At 54.5% G+C, this 18320-nt stretch carries 21 protein-coding genes; 11 read left to right on the plus strand and 10 right to left on the minus strand.

Annotation, left to right across the window (positions count from 1 at the left end; translation table 11 throughout):
• The first annotated feature begins 1494 nt into the window (after positions 1 to 1494).
• Complete coding sequence (locus CUC55_RS23265) at positions 1495 to 1746, plus strand: helix-turn-helix domain-containing protein (RefSeq protein ID WP_067645580.1); 252 nt, start codon at positions 1495 to 1497, stop codon at positions 1744 to 1746.
• 43 nt (positions 1747 to 1789) lie between these two features.
• Here CUC55_RS23265 and CUC55_RS20680 read toward each other — a convergent pair whose 3' ends face one another.
• The 4 genes from CUC55_RS20680 to CUC55_RS20695 all read right to left on the minus strand — a co-directional run bounded on the left by CUC55_RS20680 (position 1790) and on the right by CUC55_RS20695 (position 5090).
• Complete coding sequence (locus CUC55_RS20680) at positions 1790 to 2848, minus strand: DUF262 domain-containing protein (RefSeq protein WP_103089003.1); 1059 nt, start codon at positions 2846 to 2848, stop codon at positions 1790 to 1792.
• Entirely contained in the window at positions 2829 to 3632 is an 804-nt protein-coding gene (locus tag CUC55_RS23715) for an FRG domain-containing protein (protein ID WP_103089004.1), read from the minus strand. Before CUC55_RS23715 ends, CUC55_RS20680 begins: the two co-directional genes overlap by 20 nt.
• A 268-nt stretch (positions 3633 to 3900) precedes the next feature.
• On the minus strand, positions 3901 to 4608 hold the full coding sequence (locus tag CUC55_RS20690; RefSeq protein WP_067644650.1) for an anti-sigma factor: 708 nt from the start codon (positions 4606 to 4608) through the stop codon (positions 3901 to 3903).
• On the minus strand, positions 4605 to 5090 hold the full coding sequence (locus tag CUC55_RS20695) for a sigma-70 family RNA polymerase sigma factor (RefSeq protein ID WP_245417796.1): 486 nt from the start codon (positions 5088 to 5090) through the stop codon (positions 4605 to 4607). Before CUC55_RS20695 ends, CUC55_RS20690 begins: the two co-directional genes overlap by 4 nt.
• Before the next feature lie 262 nt (positions 5091 to 5352).
• Between CUC55_RS20695 and CUC55_RS20700 the strand changes: the two genes are divergently transcribed.
• Positions 5353 to 6141, plus strand: coding sequence for a DUF4394 domain-containing protein (locus tag CUC55_RS20700; RefSeq protein WP_103089006.1), 789 nt, complete (start codon positions 5353 to 5355; stop codon positions 6139 to 6141).
• A gap of 50 nt (positions 6142 to 6191) precedes the next feature.
• Here the strand turns inward: CUC55_RS20700 and CUC55_RS20705 are convergent, their stop codons facing one another.
• From CUC55_RS20705 to CUC55_RS20715, 3 genes are all read right to left on the minus strand, one after another.
• Complete coding sequence (locus tag CUC55_RS20705; protein ID WP_245417811.1) at positions 6192 to 7151, minus strand: alpha/beta fold hydrolase; 960 nt, start codon at positions 7149 to 7151, stop codon at positions 6192 to 6194.
• Between the two features lie 86 nt (positions 7152 to 7237).
• Complete coding sequence (locus CUC55_RS20710) at positions 7238 to 7654, minus strand: DUF2177 family protein (protein ID WP_067644638.1); 417 nt, start codon at positions 7652 to 7654, stop codon at positions 7238 to 7240.
• A gap of 23 nt (positions 7655 to 7677) precedes the next feature.
• Complete coding sequence (locus CUC55_RS20715) at positions 7678 to 8049, minus strand: DUF2147 domain-containing protein (protein WP_067644635.1); 372 nt, start codon at positions 8047 to 8049, stop codon at positions 7678 to 7680.
• Between the two features lie 176 nt (positions 8050 to 8225).
• Here CUC55_RS20715 and CUC55_RS20720 point away from each other — a divergent pair, with 176 nt between their 5' ends.
• The 3 genes from CUC55_RS20720 (at position 8226) to CUC55_RS20730 (ending at position 10603) form a co-directional block, all read left to right on the plus strand.
• Positions 8226 to 9014 (plus strand): DUF1295 domain-containing protein, encoded by a 789-nt coding sequence (locus CUC55_RS20720; protein WP_103089008.1) that lies wholly within the window; start codon positions 8226 to 8228, stop codon positions 9012 to 9014.
• 2 nt (positions 9015 to 9016) lie between these two features.
• On the plus strand, positions 9017 to 10048 hold the full coding sequence (locus CUC55_RS20725) for an SAM-dependent methyltransferase (protein WP_103089009.1): 1032 nt from the start codon (positions 9017 to 9019) through the stop codon (positions 10046 to 10048).
• A 3-nt stretch (positions 10049 to 10051) separates the two neighbouring features.
• On the plus strand, positions 10052 to 10603 hold the full coding sequence (locus tag CUC55_RS20730; protein ID WP_067644626.1) for a hypothetical protein: 552 nt from the start codon (positions 10052 to 10054) through the stop codon (positions 10601 to 10603).
• Here the strand turns inward: CUC55_RS20730 and CUC55_RS20735 are convergent.
• Entirely contained in the window at positions 10576 to 10785 is a 210-nt protein-coding gene (locus tag CUC55_RS20735) for a hypothetical protein (protein WP_067644623.1), read from the minus strand. The genes CUC55_RS20730 and CUC55_RS20735 overlap by 28 nt on opposite strands.
• A 212-nt stretch (positions 10786 to 10997) precedes the next feature.
• Here CUC55_RS20735 and CUC55_RS20740 point away from each other — a divergent pair, with 212 nt between their 5' ends.
• From CUC55_RS20740 to CUC55_RS20750, 3 genes are all read left to right on the plus strand, one after another.
• Positions 10998 to 12413, plus strand: coding sequence for a phosphomannomutase (locus CUC55_RS20740; RefSeq protein ID WP_103089010.1), 1416 nt, complete (start codon positions 10998 to 11000; stop codon positions 12411 to 12413).
• A gap of 103 nt (positions 12414 to 12516) precedes the next feature.
• Positions 12517 to 12918 carry a group II truncated hemoglobin gene (locus CUC55_RS20745; protein ID WP_103089011.1) on the plus strand — a complete coding sequence of 134 codons (402 nt, stop codon included), beginning with the start codon at positions 12517 to 12519 and terminating at the stop codon, positions 12916 to 12918.
• Complete coding sequence (locus CUC55_RS20750; protein WP_067644614.1) at positions 12915 to 13283, plus strand: DUF423 domain-containing protein; 369 nt, start codon at positions 12915 to 12917, stop codon at positions 13281 to 13283. Before CUC55_RS20745 ends, CUC55_RS20750 begins: the two co-directional genes overlap by 4 nt.
• Positions 13284 to 13286: 3 nt before the next feature.
• On the opposite strand, the gene CUC55_RS20755 is transcribed toward CUC55_RS20750, so the two are convergent.
• On the minus strand, positions 13287 to 13700 hold the full coding sequence (locus CUC55_RS20755) for a DUF2325 domain-containing protein (protein WP_067644611.1): 414 nt from the start codon (positions 13698 to 13700) through the stop codon (positions 13287 to 13289).
• Positions 13701 to 13798: 98 nt separating this feature from the next.
• Positions 13799 to 14458, minus strand: a complete 660-nt coding sequence (locus tag CUC55_RS20760; RefSeq protein WP_103089012.1) for a TetR family transcriptional regulator C-terminal domain-containing protein — start codon at positions 14456 to 14458, stop codon at positions 13799 to 13801.
• Between the two features lie 259 nt (positions 14459 to 14717).
• On the opposite strand from CUC55_RS20760, the gene CUC55_RS20765 reads away from it, so the two are divergent.
• The 3 genes from CUC55_RS20765 (at position 14718) to CUC55_RS20775 (ending at position 18237) form a co-directional block, all read left to right on the plus strand.
• Positions 14718 to 15989, plus strand: coding sequence for a Zn-dependent hydrolase (locus tag CUC55_RS20765; protein ID WP_170063932.1), 1272 nt, complete (start codon positions 14718 to 14720; stop codon positions 15987 to 15989).
• A complete protein-coding gene (hydA, locus tag CUC55_RS20770; protein WP_067644604.1) occupies positions 15986 to 17440 on the plus strand; it encodes a dihydropyrimidinase in 1455 nt (484 codons plus the stop codon). Before CUC55_RS20765 ends, hydA begins: the two co-directional genes overlap by 4 nt.
• Before the next feature lie 5 nt (positions 17441 to 17445).
• Positions 17446 to 18237 (plus strand): ABC transporter ATP-binding protein, encoded by a 792-nt coding sequence (locus CUC55_RS20775; protein WP_103089013.1) that lies wholly within the window; start codon positions 17446 to 17448, stop codon positions 18235 to 18237.
• Positions 18238 to 18320 lie beyond the last annotated feature (83 nt).

Genomic DNA, 18320 nt, shown 5'->3' on the forward strand with positions numbered 1-18320 from the left:
GACAGTAGCAATACAACGATTATAGCGAACCACTTCGACAAACCTTGTGCTGCCTTTCTGTCGATAGATCGAAACGATGCTTCCATCTTCTCGCCCAATATTCTCAGAATGAGATGCCAAATCCGCATTTTGCTGATGGATATCCGTTTCTTTAAGACAGGCAGAATGGGCGGCTATCGCTGATGCCACAATCGCAAGAAACGAAATGCCAGAGAGTTTTATAAACATCAGCAAGTCCACCAGCGGATTAAGTTTAATGGACGGAACATTTCGCCCATGATCTTCATACATCAGGCGACCTTCGGTCTGGTGAAGAGCACGAACATCCCAAGAATGATTGCCCCCAATACCCAGACAGTCAGCACCATTGCCATACCAATTCCGGTTCCGATTGCGGCTCCCGCTTGTTCCGCGCCAGTAAGCGCCCCAATGTCTTTCGTCGCCGTGTTAAATCCTGCAATAGCCCNAAATAACATCAAGGCATTAAAGCCAATGAAGGACCATTTGAATAACTTGCCAAAGAAGCCGCGCTTTGCTTTGCGTAGTTGGACACCGCAGGTTGGGCACTTGTACGCTGCATCGCTCACGCTGTTATTGCATTCTGGACAATTGATCATTGCCATTTTTCGTTCTCCTATTGTTTGGAAATGTCGGTAAATTTGAAGAGAAATTCGGGAGCCGTCATTGCGCCTCGAACGGTGATACTTTGCTCGAATAATCCGTCCGCCTCGGCACGGATAAAGTTGCCGGAGAGCTTTATCTTGTCACCAGCCGACATGTTCACGAGGGCAGCGTAAAGGGGAGTTCCCNTTTCAATCAGGGTCGAATGCACAACGTCCGAGATCGCGTTGTTCCATGTCGCCAGATCGATATTTTGCGCGACACGTACGATGACGACCGCATTGCCGTCGCTGTTGGTCTCCAACTTGCGAAGGGTGCCTAACCATCCATCGGCGCGAAGCTGCCCACCGACCGCTTTCACGATTGCCACACTACGCTCGTCTCGCAGAACACTTTGCTGAAGCTCATTTACCGCAGAGTCAAAACGGGTCTTATACTCGCTGATTGCTGCGATGAAGCTTACCTGTCGTTGTGGCAAAGGCGCGGCGGCGGACTCTATGGCTGACTTAGGTACAGCAATTTTGCTGTTGCCCTCGACCGCGCCTTTCTTTGATTCACCTGAACCAAGAATTGCAGTGAAAATCACTAATGCGGCGAAACCGCCGCCGACCCACTTCACTTTCGAGAAACGTCTGCCGTCCTTACCGCAATGCGGACATGACTTCGCCTTCACCGAAAACTGCTTGCCGCAGGCTTCGCATGCTTTCCATAAGCTATCTGATTTCACGATCCCTCTTTAGCCCCCAAATTCAACCAGTCGTATGTGCAGAAGCCCGCGCTTTTCCAGCCACGTGGTTGCTCCATATATGGGANTTTTCCATATCGGANTTTTCCATATACTTAAAGAGCCCTTTCAACCAGGAGGGCTTTTTCTTGCAAAAAACGATCTGGACAAACGGTCATCGCGCGCTCATCAATCTCATTATCGAGAAACGGAAAGCGGCTGGGCTTAAGCAAGAAGATGTAGCTAAAGCACTCGGGCAAACACAGCCTTGGGTGGCGCATCTTGAAAGCAAGGAAAGAAGGATAGACGTAGTTGAATATGTGCAAATAGCTTCAGCAATAGGATTTGATGCCGCAGAGGAATTAAAGAAGCTGATCCCCACAATCCTAGAAATAAGATAAGCTACGCTAGCTATTGCAGAAATCAGAAAANTTTCAATTTACATCACTTCTTTATAATACTGAGCCAAACCTTGAAGCCTCTGCTAAGAATATCAATTCGTACGGCGTGGGATACTTTATCATTGATATTTCTTAGTGCGGACTTGTAACGATCCGCGTCATCCGCGGACGTAAATACGGGAGTTCCCTTACCCGAAAGTTCTGTCGTTACTGCGTCGAGATACGACCTCACAAGCCTCAGAACCTCGACATCCAAAGCCCTGATGAACCAATNAAAAGCTGGAATGCTACCTGCCGAGCGGAGCATTCTATCGCGATTACCGAAAACTACGGACATTTTGTCTAAAGTTTGCATTGCGTCTTGTTTGGCAATCTCTAACTGCTGAGCCTGATTGGCTAATTCGGAAACCATTCGGTCGAGATTGACGCGCTTTGTCTCAACTGGATCACCAGCAAGTTCAAAAGCAAGAATTTTGGCGGCATTGTTCAAACTTTCCCCTCGGTCGTCTTTATAGGACGTAGAGGAAAGNAAAAACTCATGAACTGCAAGTTCCTTAATTGCTTCGGGTACACCACCGATCATGGCGTTTCGCTTCTCAGGTCCGGTAAGAACTATGCCCTTGTTCAGCCTCAGAAATAACTCTCTGATTTTTGCCGATTCGTCCGTCACTACGTGAACAATTGGCATTGGAAACTCTTCGACCCTCTCTGCNAAATCGAAAGCAATTTCAGCAACATCCTTATAATACATCCCGGCTAGCTTTAGATTTGGGNTTTCCTCAAGTACAAATGTCTCAGAAAGAGGCATGCTGTTAGACAGAAAATCAAATATCGCATTTATGCGCTGCTTGCCGTCAATGACGGCGTATCGCATTCCAGCAATGTTCAGCGGCGATTTGATAGTTGTGAAGTCTGCAAAGTACAATTTTGGCATATCATAGCCGTTTATCATTGTATCAATCAAAGCTTGCCTGTCTTCTATTCTCCAAAGACCACCCTTTCGCTGGTAGGACGGTGAAAGATCGATTTGACTACGACGGGTCAACCAATAACGCGCTGATTTAAATTGTTGATGCTGAATTTCAAACATTTGATCTTCCATGCCTACGTCGAATTTCGATTGCTAGACCTTCAAGGTCGGGGNAAATGGTGGAATACGTGATTCCATAGCTTTCGAGGTCAGACAGAATTTTGGACTTCGCATTCTTATCTATAACGGCTTGTCGGAGCACATCATTCTTGACTTTATATTGTTGCGCATAAGTTTTTTGATCTTTTGGCTCTGAGCCNAAAATAACGAACCGCCCCTTCTGTGCGTTTATCCTGGGGTTATTCATGATGCCCTGTATTGCGAGAGGCTCGCTTCTACTACTCNTTTCATTGAATGTTGGATGGTACTGCTTTATTATACTTTCATCGGTAGCAAAAATTCTTGGTGGCTCTTTGATATCATCAAGCACTATTCCATTCCAAGCGCTCGGATTTAAACACCACACAATAGCATTGTTGGCATCATTTCCTGACATTAAAGCGAAGAATAGAGCCACTAGCGGACTGGCAGTCCAGTCTAGCAGCCGAGTAGGTGCCCGATAATGCTGCATCNAAAAGAGTAAGTCCCATTGATCTCGCTTATAGGTGTCGAACAAAGGAGAACGACGCAGGAATTCATCGTAAACGCTTTTCTCCATACCCTCAATTTCGGTTCGATGTTCAGCAACCCGATTTCGATGGATGTAGGGTTCGAGCTTGTAGGACGTTGAGCTGTGCCCGCGATACCATAACTCAACGCCCGGAGGAGCTTTCGATCTGAAGCTCTCAATATATTGTATGTACTCGTTGAAGCGCGAAATCATGCCCTTGAACACCCTCCCAGATTGCGACGACATCAAACGCTAAACAACAACGAGTTGTCAATGACGATAGGCGCTGCAACTGAGAACTCATGGGAAAGAAACCGCTATATTCGCTGTAGGACGCACCACATTCACACATCGAGCTCCTTTCAACGGGTACTTAGACAATTTCGTTGCGCCAAGTGTTCAACCTCGATTGGAAAAAGCTACGAACAATGCTACGAACTTTCCAGCTTTAACCACGCTATGCCATTGAATCAGTTATGTAAAATTCACATGCTCAAACCTGTCGGGTGCGCCATTACAACGGTATCTTCGCCAGTCCCTTCACCAATATCGGCCCTGTCGGCCTGCCCGTTGGCGACCCACCTCTTTGCTCCAGTGTGATTTCGTAGAGCTGTTTGTCCTTGGGCCTTGGAAGCGATGGCGTTGCGAGTTTGACGGAGCGGTGCTCGTTCAGCAGTCCGAGGGAAACAGGGCCGGTTTCCTGGTTGGGAAGCGTCCAGACCTGCATGGTTTTTCCTTCAGGCACAACGAAGTCGGCGAGCAGACGAATGCTGGCTTGTTCGTTGCTGAAGTCCTCTACGATTGCCTGCGGTTCGCCCGCATCGTTCAGCAAAATCGCGATGACGACCGGATCGACCTCGCGCATCAGCGACCAGCCAAGACCTGCGGTGAGCAACAGCGATGCAGCCAGAGACGCAACGGCTGTTCGCTTCCAGACGTGGACACGGTTGTCGTTGGATGGGGCGGGACGCACGGGTGCTCTCTGCTGTTCTTGAGCGACGCTCAGGTCAGCATCAATCCGCTGCCAGAGCGACGCGCTCGGCATTGCTTCTTCCACGGATAGATCGAGCGGTAGAAAGCGCTCGCGACTGGCGGAGATAGCATCGCGCAGTTCCTCGTCCTTATGGCTTTCGGCCTCAACGCGTCGGCTTTCGTCGTCATCGAGAAGGCCAAGGACATATTCATCCGCCACGCGGGCCATGTCTTCCTTTGATATCGTCATGCCATGCACTCCCGAAGCGAAGACAGGCCACGTCGAATCCACGACTTCGTCGTTCCAAGCGGCACCTTCAGTCGCCCGGCGATTTCGCCGTGCGTGTAGCCGCCCACATAGGCCATGAGGATGCCCCGACGCCTCGTTTCATCCAGGGTGGAAAGACAATCGCGAAGCCTGCTGTTCTGATCCAGCCGGTGCCAGGATGTCATGATGTGTTCGACGTGCTGCGCCTCCTGCAACGTATCCAGACGGTCATCGGCGACCAGATCCTCACGCCTTCCGTCCCTGAGCATGTTGAGTGCGCGGTTGCGCACGATGGCGTAAATCCAGCCGCGAGCGGACCCGCGTTCCGGCGCGTATTGAGATGCGTTCTTCCAAATGCGGATAAAGGCTTCCTGAACCACCTCTTCGGCCAGATCGCGTCTGCGCACGATGCGTTCAGCCACGGCAATCAGCCGCCCGGCCTCCTTGTCGAAGATCAACCGCAAGCCGTTTCGATCTCCTTTGGCACATGCGTGAAGCGCTGCGCCNAAAATCGTCTGCCTGTGTCTGCTTCACGTCCAAAAAGGCTCTCCTGATGACCATATCGTTTCAGAAATCATACACATGAAAGAGGGGCATGGATGCAAATCACNAAAAAATTCTAGACGGCTGCATCCAAACGACCATCCCCATGTGTCTAACCTTCAAGAGCGATGGAAAGCATCTTGCTGGCCGCCTCTTGAAACGGATTAAACACGGGAGAAAGATATGACCATCCTTCGCACAGCATCGATTGCCTCTGCCCTGCTTGCAGCAACCGCTACCTTTGCCTCGGCAGCACCCGTTCTGGGTCTAACCGGCGACAAGACACTTGTCATGTTCGATACCGNAAAACCTGCCGTCACGAAGACAATGGATGTTACCGGCGTGGACAAGCTGGTCGGCATCGATTTTCGTCCCGGCAACAAGACCGTCATCGGTGTGACGCCTGATAACACCATCGTCTCGATCAACCTCGAAACAGGTGCCGCCACCGAGGTCGCGAAAATGGACAAGCCTTTGGCCATGACACAGGCTCCTGTCATCGTGGACTTCAACCCCATGGCAGATCGCCTTCGCTACATGACCGGCACAACCAACCACCGCGTCCACCCAGATACAGGTGCAGTGACCGTCGATGGTACGCTGGCCTATGAGGACGGCGACATGCACAAGGGTGAAACTCCGAATGTCGTGGCTGCTGCCTATACCAATTCCTATGGCAAGCCCGAAAAGACGGCTATGTACAACATCGATGCAACTATCGGCGCGCTGGTGCAGCAGACAAAACCNAATGATGGAACGCTGAAGGCAATCGGCAAGCTTGGCATTGATGGCAAGCCGACAACATACGCTTTCGACATCCAGACGACTGCGGAAGGCAAGAACACCGCATGGCTGGCAGCAGACAAGACGCTCTACACCGTCGATCTGGAAACCGGCAAGGCAACCNAAACAGGTGATGTGACCGGCGTCGAGACTCCGATCCGCGCCATCGCCGTTCTCCCCGCCATGTAAGCTGGTGGAACAATGACTGGCCGGTTTCAGACCGGCCAGTTTTCTCTCAACTATTTGCCATCATTTGCGATTTTGGCTTCAAGCAATTTCGCGATGGCTTTCAGATTGCGCTTTTTACCGGCGATTTTTTCTATTGCGGCGATGGCCAGATCACTTGCCACGTAGTCCGATTTATGACCAAGATTACGCACGACAATGAGTTCTGCACCACGGATATCACGTGCCAGATGGCGTGAGTGGATTTCGGTCGAAACGACTTTGTCGGTATCGCCAGCGATGATGACCGTCGGCGCCTTTATATCACGAAATCCGGCAGACGCCGTTTTGGCCCAGGCATTGAGGCCAGCCACTTCCTGCGCATTGTGGCGAAAGGCAACGGGGCGCAGGGCCTGATAGGCCTTCGTTTTGGATATGTAGTCCGAAGGGCGTGGATTAGGCGCAAAGACGGACTTGACCGCACCGTCGATAACCAGAGCACCTGCGGCGGGCGCAATCAGCGTGCTAAACAGTACGCCAGCCACAGGCACACTGGCGGCATCATAATACCAGGAAACGCCGCCCGGCCATGGATAAAGCGCTGGCGACAGAAACACCAATCCCTCGACCATATCCTTGTGCCGCATGGCAAAAGCTGCCGTTATTGCGCCACCNAAAGAATGGCCGACGATGATCGCCTTGCTGATGCCGCGCTTTTTCATCAGCCGTGCGATGGCGTCGGCCTGCGCATCCGGCTGAATATTGTCTTTGGGTCCGACATCGGACCGCCCGTGACCTGGCCTGTCGACAAACAGGAGCGTTGCCTTGCCTTCCAGCTTGTCGCGGAACGCATATATGGGGTCATAAAGGCTGGAGCTGGCACCATGGATGAACACGATAGGCGGAAGTGTCGCACCCNTTTTTCCAGGGAGCAGAATGCTGTTCAGCTTGAAGCCACCAACATCGATTTTGATCTCGCCGGACTTGAGTGCGCTATCANTTTTTTCAGAAGCCAACGCGCTTCCCCCAAGCATCACCGCAAAGACGATACCACACATACCAACGAGATAAGACGCCATGATAACCCTGCAGTGACGAGAAAACCGTNAAAGATGAAACATTAACGCACGATGCGCCTACTCACTTTTTCGGTCACCCAGTGCCCGGCACAGGCTGAAATTGCAGACAGAAGAGAGCCCCAGATCAGATCAGCGACCGTGAGCGTCGTGGACCAGTTGGCCAGGGTCGCCTGATTGGTGAGATCGTAAGTGCCATAAGCCATGAAGCCCAACAGACCGCCATAAAGAAACGATGTGCCGAATTTTGCGGTTACCAGACCGGGGCGTACCGCGAAGAAGGTCAGACCAGCGGCATACATCAGGTAAAACAACACCGCAGGCATCAGGCGGAACTCCGTTGCCAGCATGTCGCCAAGCACCGGCCTGTAGAGAACATTTGCCATGACGCTAAGCCAGACGAAGTCAATTGCGATGAAAATGACCAACGTCGAGAAGTAGGCAACCATACGTTTTTTCATTCCAAGCCTAGCCTTTCCAATCATTACTGTATGCGAGACCAGTCAACGCCCTTGCAGATGATACCTGCCAAAACACAGCCCTTGGTCGTCATCGTATCGCCTTTTACCGAAACGGTGAGCTTGTAGGTGAGATCACGCTGCGGATCGAATGCGGTCCCGGCATATTCGCCGTCAGACGTCGGCTTGATGCTCATCACAAGTCGGTCGCCAGTTTTTTCTTTCGGTGTGCCGGGTTTGATCCACGTGTTGGTTGCGCAAATGTCCGAACCGCAGGGGGCGATCTGAACCTTCGCATTCCCATCACCCCGCGCCCACTGACCGTTGATATCGGCAGCGGACGCGCTACCGGCACAAGCGAGTACAATGCAGGCTGCATATTTCACTAAGGCTTTCATGACAGTTTCCTCCACCGCGATGCGTTGGCATCGGCTTTTGCAGAGTAGAACGATCAAGACGACATTTTGGATCACTTGTATTCGTTCGATCAATTTTAGACAGACATGAAAACCAAATTGGCTCCATCGCCGTAGTCTATTGGAAAGCACGGCCATTTGATGGGAAGAGCATTGCGATGAATTATGGATTGCTGATCGTAATCGCCGTTGGCCTCAGTCTGGCGATGACAGCTGCATGGGCCATTCAGAGAAAAACCGGTGCCAGCGGCTGGATCGATACGATCTGGTCCTTTGCGATCGGAATCGGTGGCCTTGTCGTGATCTTGGCGGCAGAAGGAACATTCGAGCGGCGCGTTGCTGCTTTTCTGATTGTTGCAATATGGTCGATCCGTCTTGGAAGCCACATCGGTTCGCGCACGAAGGGTGGTGGCGAGGATCCGCGCTACGCTAAACTGGTCGAGGAATGGGGCACCAAAGCGGGCCGCCGCCTGTTTCAGTTTCTGCAAATTCAGGCGCTCGCAGGCTTCATCCTCGTGCTGGCGGTCTATGTTGCAGCATCCAATGGCTCTGAATTTCCGGGCATTCTGGATATTGCAGGGATCATCGTCGCACTGGTGGCTTTGGGCGGCGAAGCTCTGTCAGATCGCCAGCTTGCACATTTTCGCAAGAAACCGGAGGCAAAAACTGAAGTCTGCGAGGAAGGCCTCTGGCGCTATTCGCGCCATCCCAATTACTTTTTCGAGTGGCTGTTCTGGTGTGCATGGCCATTGCTGGCGCTGACGGGTTCGTCACCATGGAGCTGGGCAGCATTGCTCGCCCCTGCCCTCATGTACTGGTTGCTGGTTCATGCCTCTGGCATTCCCCCGCTTGAAGAACACATGCTGCGATCGCGGGGCGAAAAATTTCGCTCGCTCCAGCGCCGCGTCAACGCATTTTTTCCCGGACCGAGNAAAGAGGAGGAATAACAATGAACATGCTGGCTTTTGCCATCAACACCGCCGAAAGAGCACCACTCTCCGACAGCTTGACGCTAGCCGGCATTGACTTTCTGTGCGCTCGCACAAAGCGCAAGATGGAGCGAGTCCCCTACGACGAAGAACTCGGCTTTGCGCGCAACATGGCAGATTTCCCGGTTGCCATGCACACGGATGAGGCCAATCGCCAGCATTACGAGGTGCCGGCTGAGTTTTTCTCACTGGTGCTCGGCGCGCAGCGAAAATATTCCTGCTGTTATTATCCCAGCGCCACCACCACCCTGGACGATGCGGAAACAGCGGCTTTGGCAGAAACAGTCAAACATGCAGCTCTCTCTGATGGCATGGATATTCTGGAACTGGGCTGTGGCTGGGGTTCGCTTTCGCTTTCCATGGCCCGTCAGTTTCCGAATGCTCGTATCACGTCCGTTTCCAATTCGGCATCGCAGCGCGCCTACATCGTCAGTCAGGCGGAACGCCAGGGCATCCACAATCTGACTGTCATCACCGCAGACATGAATGANTTTGCACCATCCGGCAGCTTCGATCGCGTCGTCTCAGTCGAGATGTTCGAACATATGTCGAACTGGCGCGCGTTGATGGAACGGACGCGCAGCTGGTTGAAAGAAGACGGCAAGCTTTTCATTCACGTCTTCACCCACAAGGATCGATCCTATCGNTTTGACCAGAGTGATCCGGCCGACTGGATTGCACATCATTTCTTCACCGGCGGCATCATGCCCGCACATGACCTGCCCCACCGTTTCGATGACATCTACAATGTCGAGGCTGAGTGGCGGTGGCCTGGGGATCACTACCGGCGGACGGCAATGGATTGGCTTACGAATTTCGACCGCGAATCTGCTCGGATCACGCCGATACTGCAGCAGGTCTATGGCCCTGACGCAAACCTCTGGCGTCGCCGCTGGCGCTTGTTCTTCCTGGCAACCGCCGGGCTGTTTGGCCATGACAAGGGCGCCGTCTGGGGCGTTGGCCACTATCTGCTCTCGCCCGTGAGAAGCTGACGCATGACAGAGAAGGATAGCACGCATGATCCCCTGACGGCGGCGACACTGACGGTCGCGTGGGTCATCATTCTCAACAAGCCGTTCTATCCTCTTTCCATCTGGTGGCTGGTCGGAAACGGCGTCGAGGCCTCGTTGATCAGCGTCGCCTCCATGCTGTTCTTTCTGGCCATTCCAGTTCTTGCGCGCCGGTCGTCACTTGCAGCCCGCGTCTCGTTGCCGTTAATCGGCACCATCGACACCATTTTCGAGACCAAGCTGTTCGGCACCGCCGCTGGAACCGAGCTATTCTTCGCCGCTTGCATCATGCTAGTTGCACTGTCGTTCCGGACGGGAGAAAAACTGTGGCAGATCGGCATGACGGGCTTCGTTTTGGCAGCTTTCCTGTTCACCCGCTATCTGGTTGGCGATGCGCTCTACATCTGGAGCGCGCCTGACCTTGCCAAGCTTTTCAACCTCAACGCTTTTGCCGTCGCCTGTCTCACGGCCTTTATCGCGCTTCGCTATGCTGGGATCAGTCGGGCCGATCACTCCTCCGGCACAAGACCGTCGTAGACTTCCAGAAGTGCAGCTGAAATTGCCGCCCCCAGATTGTTGGCCGCTTCGCGGATCGCATCCTGATCGCCATCCCGCGACGCTATCGCAAGTTCGGACCCTTCCTCTGCGATAATGGCCTTGGCACGCTCGATTGCCCAAAGACCGAAATCACCACGATTATCGATCGATACAGTGTCCATGTGACCCACTTCCCATCAAAATTGCCGATTACGACACCGACTTGATATATGGCGGATCACCGCGAACTGTCAAAACTTGAGAGATCATTGTCGATCAGGTACCAACCAGAAGCATATCGAAATTGGGGATCAATGCGGCGCTTTTTGCGTTAAGTCTGCGATCTCTTTGATCGAAGTAGCATGGAACGACCCGGAATAAGGAAGCATTCGACATGAGCCTGAAGTTTGGAACAAGCGGTCTTCGCGGACTTTCGCAGGATTTGAAAGGCAAGGCATCCGCCATATATGCCACGGCCTTCGCGCGACATCTTCTCGCTTCCGGACAGGCAAAAGCTGGCGATCCTATTCTGATCGGGCAGGATTTCAGAGACTCAAGCCCAGCGATTGCGCAGACCTGCATCAGCGCACTCGCAGCGGCAGGGCTGAAGCCTATCGATTGCGGCGCGCTGCCAACGCCTGCCTTGGCGCTCTACAGCCTGTCTCTCAAGGCAGCGGCCTTGATGATTACTGGCTCCCATATTCCCGCAGATCGCAACGGCATCAAATTCTACCGTCCGGATGGTGAGATCGATAAGAAGGACGAAATCGCGATTGCCGAATTCGCAAAACAGGTTGAGGCGGCAGACGTCGCCGTCAAACCTTCAACAGCCGAAAACCGTGCGGATCAAGCGAATGCGTTCTTCCTCAAACGCAACGCATCCCTCCTGCCAGAGAAATCGCTCTCCGGCCTCAAGATCGGCGTCTATCAGCACAGCACGGTTGCCCGCGACGCTTTCGTGGAGGCTCTCACACATTATGGCGCAGATGTTCTGCCGCTGGGCCGCTCTGAAACCTTTATCCCGGTGGACACCGAAGCGGTTTCTGCCGATACATTGGNAAAGCTCAAGGCATGGTCTGCTGAACACAAGCTCGACGCAATCATTTCAGCTGATGGTGACGGCGACCGCCCCTTGCTGGCGGATGAGCATGGCGTTCCCTTGCGCGGCGATCTGCTCGGCCTCATGACTGCGAATTTCTTGAAAGCAGATGTCGTGGTTACGCCGGTGACCTCCAATTCAGGCATCGAAAGCAGCGGCGATTTCGAGGTTCTGCGCACGAAAGTCGGATCTCCCTTCGTGATCGCGGGCATGGAAGAGGCTCTATCAAAGGGCAATAAGGGCGTGATCGGCTTCGAAGCCAATGGTGGNTTTCTGACGGCCTCCCCCTTCACGCTGAATGGCGAGATGGTTTCCGCCCTGCCGACCCGCGATTGCTTCTTGCCTCTGCTCGCCGCCTTGAAACTCGCAGCCGAACAGGAAAAACCGATGTCCGAGATCGCCGCTGCCTACAAACTCCCGGTCGCCGCCGCAGACCGCCTGCAAGATTTTGCGCAGGAAAAGAGTGCCGCCCTGATGGAGCATCTGCGCTCCTCACCCACCAATCTCGAAAACTTCCTCAAGCCCGTCGGTGCGGTCAAAGAAACCAGCGATATCGATGGCCTGCGGGTCACGCTCAGCAACGGCAACACCATCCACTTCCGCCCCTCCGGCAATGCCCCGGAAATGCGCTGCTATGTAGAAGCGGCCAATGAAGATGAAGCCGAAGCGCTGCTCAACAAGGGGCTCGATCTCATCCGCAATTTCGGCTGAAATGTCNTTTAGGTGCGGCGAAGCGAATTGCCGCACCTGCCNTTCCCTGTTGCACTTTTCTTTATGAATCGGCAAAACCGACGGGAAATGGAGACTGCACGCGGTGTCGGACGAAACCATCACGCTTTATGAGGCCATCGGCGGTGAGACCACCGTCCGCGCACTGACCAGCCGTTTCTACGAATTGATGGATACTTTGCCCGAAGCCTCCCGCTGTCGCGCCATCCATCCACCCGACCTGTCCAGCAGCGAAAGCAAATTTACCGATTATCTGCTCGGCTATCTCGGTGGACCACCTGTTTATGTCGAGAAATACGGTCATCCCATGCTGAGGCGACGGCATTTCGTTGCCCCCATCGGCGCTGCGGAGCGCGACGAGTGGTTGCTGTGCTTCCGCCGCGCAATGGATGAAACCATCGAGAATCCCAAGCTTCGCGACATTATCTGGACGCCAATAGAACGGCTCGCATTCCACATGCNAAATCAGGAAGACACCGCATCATGAGCAAGAGCTGGCTGCGTCCGACAAGCCTTTTCCTCTCCGGCCTTCTGGGTGCCGGCGGCGTGGCGCTGGCAGCAGCGGCGACGCATACGGGCGCGACGCAACTGCTGGGCAACGCATCCACCATGTGTCTTGCCCATGCACCCATTCTTCTGGGCATCTACGTAGGCTGGGAGCGTATTAAAACCGCAGCACCGGCAGCGATCTTGCTCGGTGTCGGAACCGTGCTTTTTACAGGCGATCTCATTTCACGCCATTTCACCGGCAGCGGCGCGTTCCCCATGGCCGCCCCCATCGGCGGCGTCGGCATGATCCTGGGTTGGTTGGCGCTGGCCGCCGCCGCTTTTTTCAAAACGGCGCGCCTGTAGCCATCAATTCGCGGCTGCGCGGTCATTCATAGTCTGAAGCGCACGCTCAAGGCTGGATTTGCTGCCGTTGCGCAGCGGAATGAATGTCTTGCCGAACTTTTTGCAGCCAGACTTCACCCGCAAACACGCATCGTGGCTGATACAGTCGATGGGACAAAACACGCAATCCACTGATGGAAGCAGTGTATCGATGCGTGAAACCGCTTCACGCAAGCCCCCATCGTGGTGAATGAGTTCAGCATCGAAGTTGCTGGCAATTTGGCGAAGATGGGCAACCTGACAATCACGCCCGCCGACATAGAGAAAGCTTCTCGGCCCGGCGGGGGCAGCGACTTGTGCGACGGGTTGCGATGCCTGCTGCGGGCGATTGTCCCGCTTTCCGTTTCGCTCCGCCTTCTTCTTGTCCTTGCGCGCCATGCCTTACCTCATCATCNAAAACACTCCCTGAACGATCAGGTTGGTGCCACGTTAATAAAGATGAGTTTTAGAGTAAAGTATAAAGTTGATTATTTAGATCATGTTTTTCTCAAAGGTACCGGATTTATCCCCAGGCCACCCATGAACAGCTGTTCCAGAAAGCGGGCGGCGTCCTCAAATCGCCCCTCACCCGAATTGCCTTCACCTAAAACGGAGCGCACCTGCACGTCGAAATCCGCGTAGTGTTGCGTTGTTGCCCATATTGAGNAAATCAGATGATAGGGATCGCAAGCCGCAATCCTCCCCGCCTTGGCCCATGTTCGGATGACCTCGGCCTTCTCATCCACCAGCCGTTTCAGTGGCCCCTTCAATTCGTCTTCAACGTGCGGGGCACCCTGCAACACTTCATTGGCAAACAGTCGGCTTTCGCGCGGATAGTCACGCGCCATTTCCAGTTTGCGGCGGAGATAGGAGCGGATTTCCGTTTCGGGATTACCCGTAGCATCGAAGGCACGAAGCGGGTCCAGCCAGGTGTCCAGCACACGTTCGATCAAGGCACGGTGCATCGCTTCCTTGGTGCGAAAATAATAGAGAACATTCGGTTTCGACATACCCGCGACATCGGCGATCTGATCAATCGTCGTGCCACGAAAGCCATTTGCCGAGAAAACATCGAGTGCAGCCTCGAGAATGGTCTCTTCTTTCTCCTCCTGTATCCGTGTTCGCTTCTGTGTTTTCGCCGCTCTGGGTATGGGCATGAAAGGTCTCTGTCTGNTTTAAATGCAGNTTTCGGGCAGAATGGGCNAAAAATAGCCGATGATCAAAGCTCAATCAGAAAATACCGCTTTACACGGGAAAAATCCCTCGGTTTCTTTTACGGGCCAAAGCTGAATTTCACAATGTTTACCAGTCGGTCAAATTATGGGCCGTCGATTTCAGAAAGCATTTTGCCACTTCCTCACGGAACGGCACGCCCCTTGCATCATGACGATCAAAACAGGTGAGGNAAAGACTGGCATGCCGGAAACACCCGCGAAAGAACAGACACCCGGGGNAAATCTGACCATTAATGGCAACCGTCTGTGGGACAGCCTGATGGACATGGCGAAGATCGGCCCGGGCATTGCTGGCGGCAACAACCGCCAGACCTTGACCGATGAAGACGCTGAAGGCCGAAATCTCTTTAAGCGCTGGTGCGAAGCAGCGGGCATGAGCATCGGCGTCGATACAATGGGCACCATGTTTGCTACCCGCCCCGGTACGGATCCCGACGCCCTGCCGGTCTATATCGGCAGCCATCTCGATACCCAGCCGACCGGTGGTAAATTCGATGGCGTGTTGGGTGTGCTGGCCGGGTTGGAAGTCGTCAGGAGCCTCAACGACCTCGATATCCAAACCAGACACCCCATTGTCGTCACCAATTGGGCAAACGAGGAAGGCGCGCGCTTTGCACCCGCCATGCTGGCATCCGGCGTGTTTGCTGGCATTCACGATCTGGACTACGCCTACAGCCGCACGGATACGGCAGGCAAAACCTATGGCGACGAGCTGAAGCGCATCGGCTGGCTTGGCGAGGANGTGGTCGGTGCACGCAAGATGCACGCCTATTTCGAATATCATATCGAACAGGGGCCCATCCTCGAAGCGCAGGGCAGACAGATCGGCGTCGTTACCCACTGCCAAGGCCTGTGGTGGCTGGAGGTGACGCTAACCGGCAAGGAAGCGCACACCGGCTCCACCCCCATGGCCATGCGCGTCAATGCCGGTCTCGCCGCCGCCCGCATTCTGGNAAAGGTGCAGGAGGTCGCCATGGCCCATCAACCCGGCGCGGTTGCCGGTGTCGGCCAGATGATCTTTTCACCCAACTCCCGCAATGTGCTGCCCGGCAAAGTGGTTTTCACCATCGACCTGCGCACGCCCTCGCAGGAAAAGCTGGATGCGATGCGCGCAATCTTCGATCAGGAAGTGCCGAAAATCGCAGAGGAACTCGGTGTCGGCTGCACTATCGAGGCCATAGGCCATTTCGACCCCGTGACCTTTGATCCCGTCTTGGTCGGGCGCGTGCGCGATGCGGCAGAAAAGCTCGGCTACAGCCACATGGACATCATCTCCGGCGCGGGCCACGATGCATGCTGGACAGCGCAAGTCGCCCCCTCAACCATGANTTTCTGCCCCTGCGTCGACGGCCTCTCCCACAACGAAGCCGAAGACATCTCCCCCGAATGGGCCGCAGCCGGTTGCAATGTGTTGCTGCACGCCGTTCTGGAAACTGCGGAGATCATGGAATGACCACCATCATCAAGAACGGCACCATCGTCACCGCGGACCTGACCTACAAGGCCGATGTCAAAATTGATGGCGGCTTGATCATAGAAATCGGGCCGGACCTTTCCGGCGCCACGGTTCTGGATGCGACGGGCTGCTACGTCATGCCCGGCGGTATTGATCCGCATGTGCATCTGGAAATGCCCTTCATGGGCACCTATTCGGCGGATGATTTCGAGAGCGGAACGCGTGCGGCTTTGAGCGGTGGCACGACGATGGTGGTGGATTTCTGCCTGCCTGAACCCGGCCAATCGCTTCTGGACGCGCTGAACCGCTGGGACAACAAGGCCACACGCGCCACTAGCGACTATGCCTTCCACATGGCCGTGACGTGGTGGGGCGAGCAGGTCTTCAACGAAATGAAGACGATTGTTCAGGATAAAGGCATCAACAGTTTCAAGCACTTCATGGCCTATAAGGGCGCCTTGATGGTGAATGACGACGAGATGTTTGCCTCCTTCTCCCGTTGCGCAGAACTTGGTGCGTTACCGATGGTGCATGCGGAAAACGGCGATATCGTCGCGCAGATGCAGGCGAAATTGCTGGCGGAGGGCAATAACGGACCAGAGGCGCATGCCTATTCCCGCCCCGCTTCTGTTGAGGGCGAAGCCACCAACCGCGCTATTATCATCGCCGATATGGCCGGCGCACCGCTTTATGTCGTCCACACATCCTGCGAACAGGCGCATGAGGCCATCCGCCGGGCGCGGCAGAACGGCATGCGGGTCTATGGCGAACCGCTGATCCAGCATCTCATTCTGGACGAGAGCGAATATGCCAACCTCGATTGGGTCCACGCCGCCCGCCGCGTCATGTCACCGCCGTTCCGCAACAAGCAGCATCAGGATAGCCTTTGGGCAGGACTTGCCGCTGGCTCGCTGCAATGCGTGGCCACCGACCATTGCGCGTTCACCACTGAGCAGAAGCGAAACGGCATCGATGATTTCACCAAAATCCCCAACGGCACCGGCGGGCTCGAAGACCGCCTTCCGCTACTCTGGACACATGGGGTGGTGACAGGCCGCCTGACGATGAATGAATTCGTCGCTGTGACCTCCACCAACATCGCCAAGATCCTCAATCTTTATCCGAAAAAGGGCGCGATCCTCGTCGGCAGCGATGCGGATATCGTCGTGTGGGACCCAAAGTTGGAAAAGACCATCACCGCNAAAAACCAGCAATCGGCCATCGATTACAACGTCTTCGAAGGCCAGACGGTGAGGGGCCTGCCGCGCTTTACGGTCTCGCGCGGTGTGGTGGCTATCGAGGAAGGCACAGTGAAGACGCGCGAAGGCCACGGGCGGTTCGTGGCCCGCGACCCATACCCTGCCGTTAGCAAAGCACTGTCCACCTGGAAAGAACTGGTCGCACCCCGCAAGGTGGAACGCACAGGCATACCGGCAAGTGGGGTGTGAAAACGATGGCTTCTCCTCCCTTCTCTGTCGTTTCCGCCAAAAACCTCGGCCTCACCTTCGATACCAACGACGGCCCTGTTCACGCGCTTTCCAATGTCGATCTCGAGGTGAAAAAGGGTGAATTCGTGTCTTTCATCGGCCCGTCCGGCTGCGGAAAGACAACGTTCTTGCGCGTCATTGCCGATCTGGNAAAGCACACCTCCGGCGAGATCACTGTCAACGGCACGACTCCGGAAAATGCCCGCAAGGACCGGTCCTACGGTTACGTATTTCAAGCCGCAGCCCTTTATCCGTGGCGCACCATCGAAAAGAACATTGCTCTGCCGCTCGAAATCATGGGCTATACCAAGGCCGAACAGCAGGCGCGGATCGAACGCACGCTCGATTTGGTCAATCTCAGTGGCTTTGCCAAGAAGTTTCCCTGGCAGCTTTCGGGCGGCATGCAGCAGCGCGCCTCCATCGCCCGCGCGCTCGCTTTTGATGCAGACCTCTTGCTTATGGATGAGCCCTTCGGCGCTCTGGATGAAATCGTCCGCGATCATCTCAACGAGCAGCTTCTGAAGCTCTGGAGCACCACGGGCAAAACAATCTGCTTCGTAACCCACTCCATTCCCGAGGCCGTTTATCTCTCCACCAAGATCGTTGTCATGTCTCCCCGNCCCGGCCNGGTGACTGACATCATAGAGTCCACTTTGCCACGTGAACGACCCCTGGAGATTCGGGAAACGCCAGAATTTCTGGAGATTGCACAGCGGGTCCGCGAAGGATTGAAGGCGGGACATAGTTATGAGGGGTGAGCGTTTGACGTCGAACTCAAGAACCCCTCCCCAACCCCTCCCCACAAGGGGGAGGGGCTTAACCCAGTCGTTTNCCCCGCGAC

It is taken from the genome of Agrobacterium bohemicum, assembly GCF_002896715.1.
In the GTDB taxonomy this organism is placed as follows: domain Bacteria; phylum Pseudomonadota; class Alphaproteobacteria; order Rhizobiales; family Rhizobiaceae; genus Agrobacterium; species Agrobacterium bohemicum.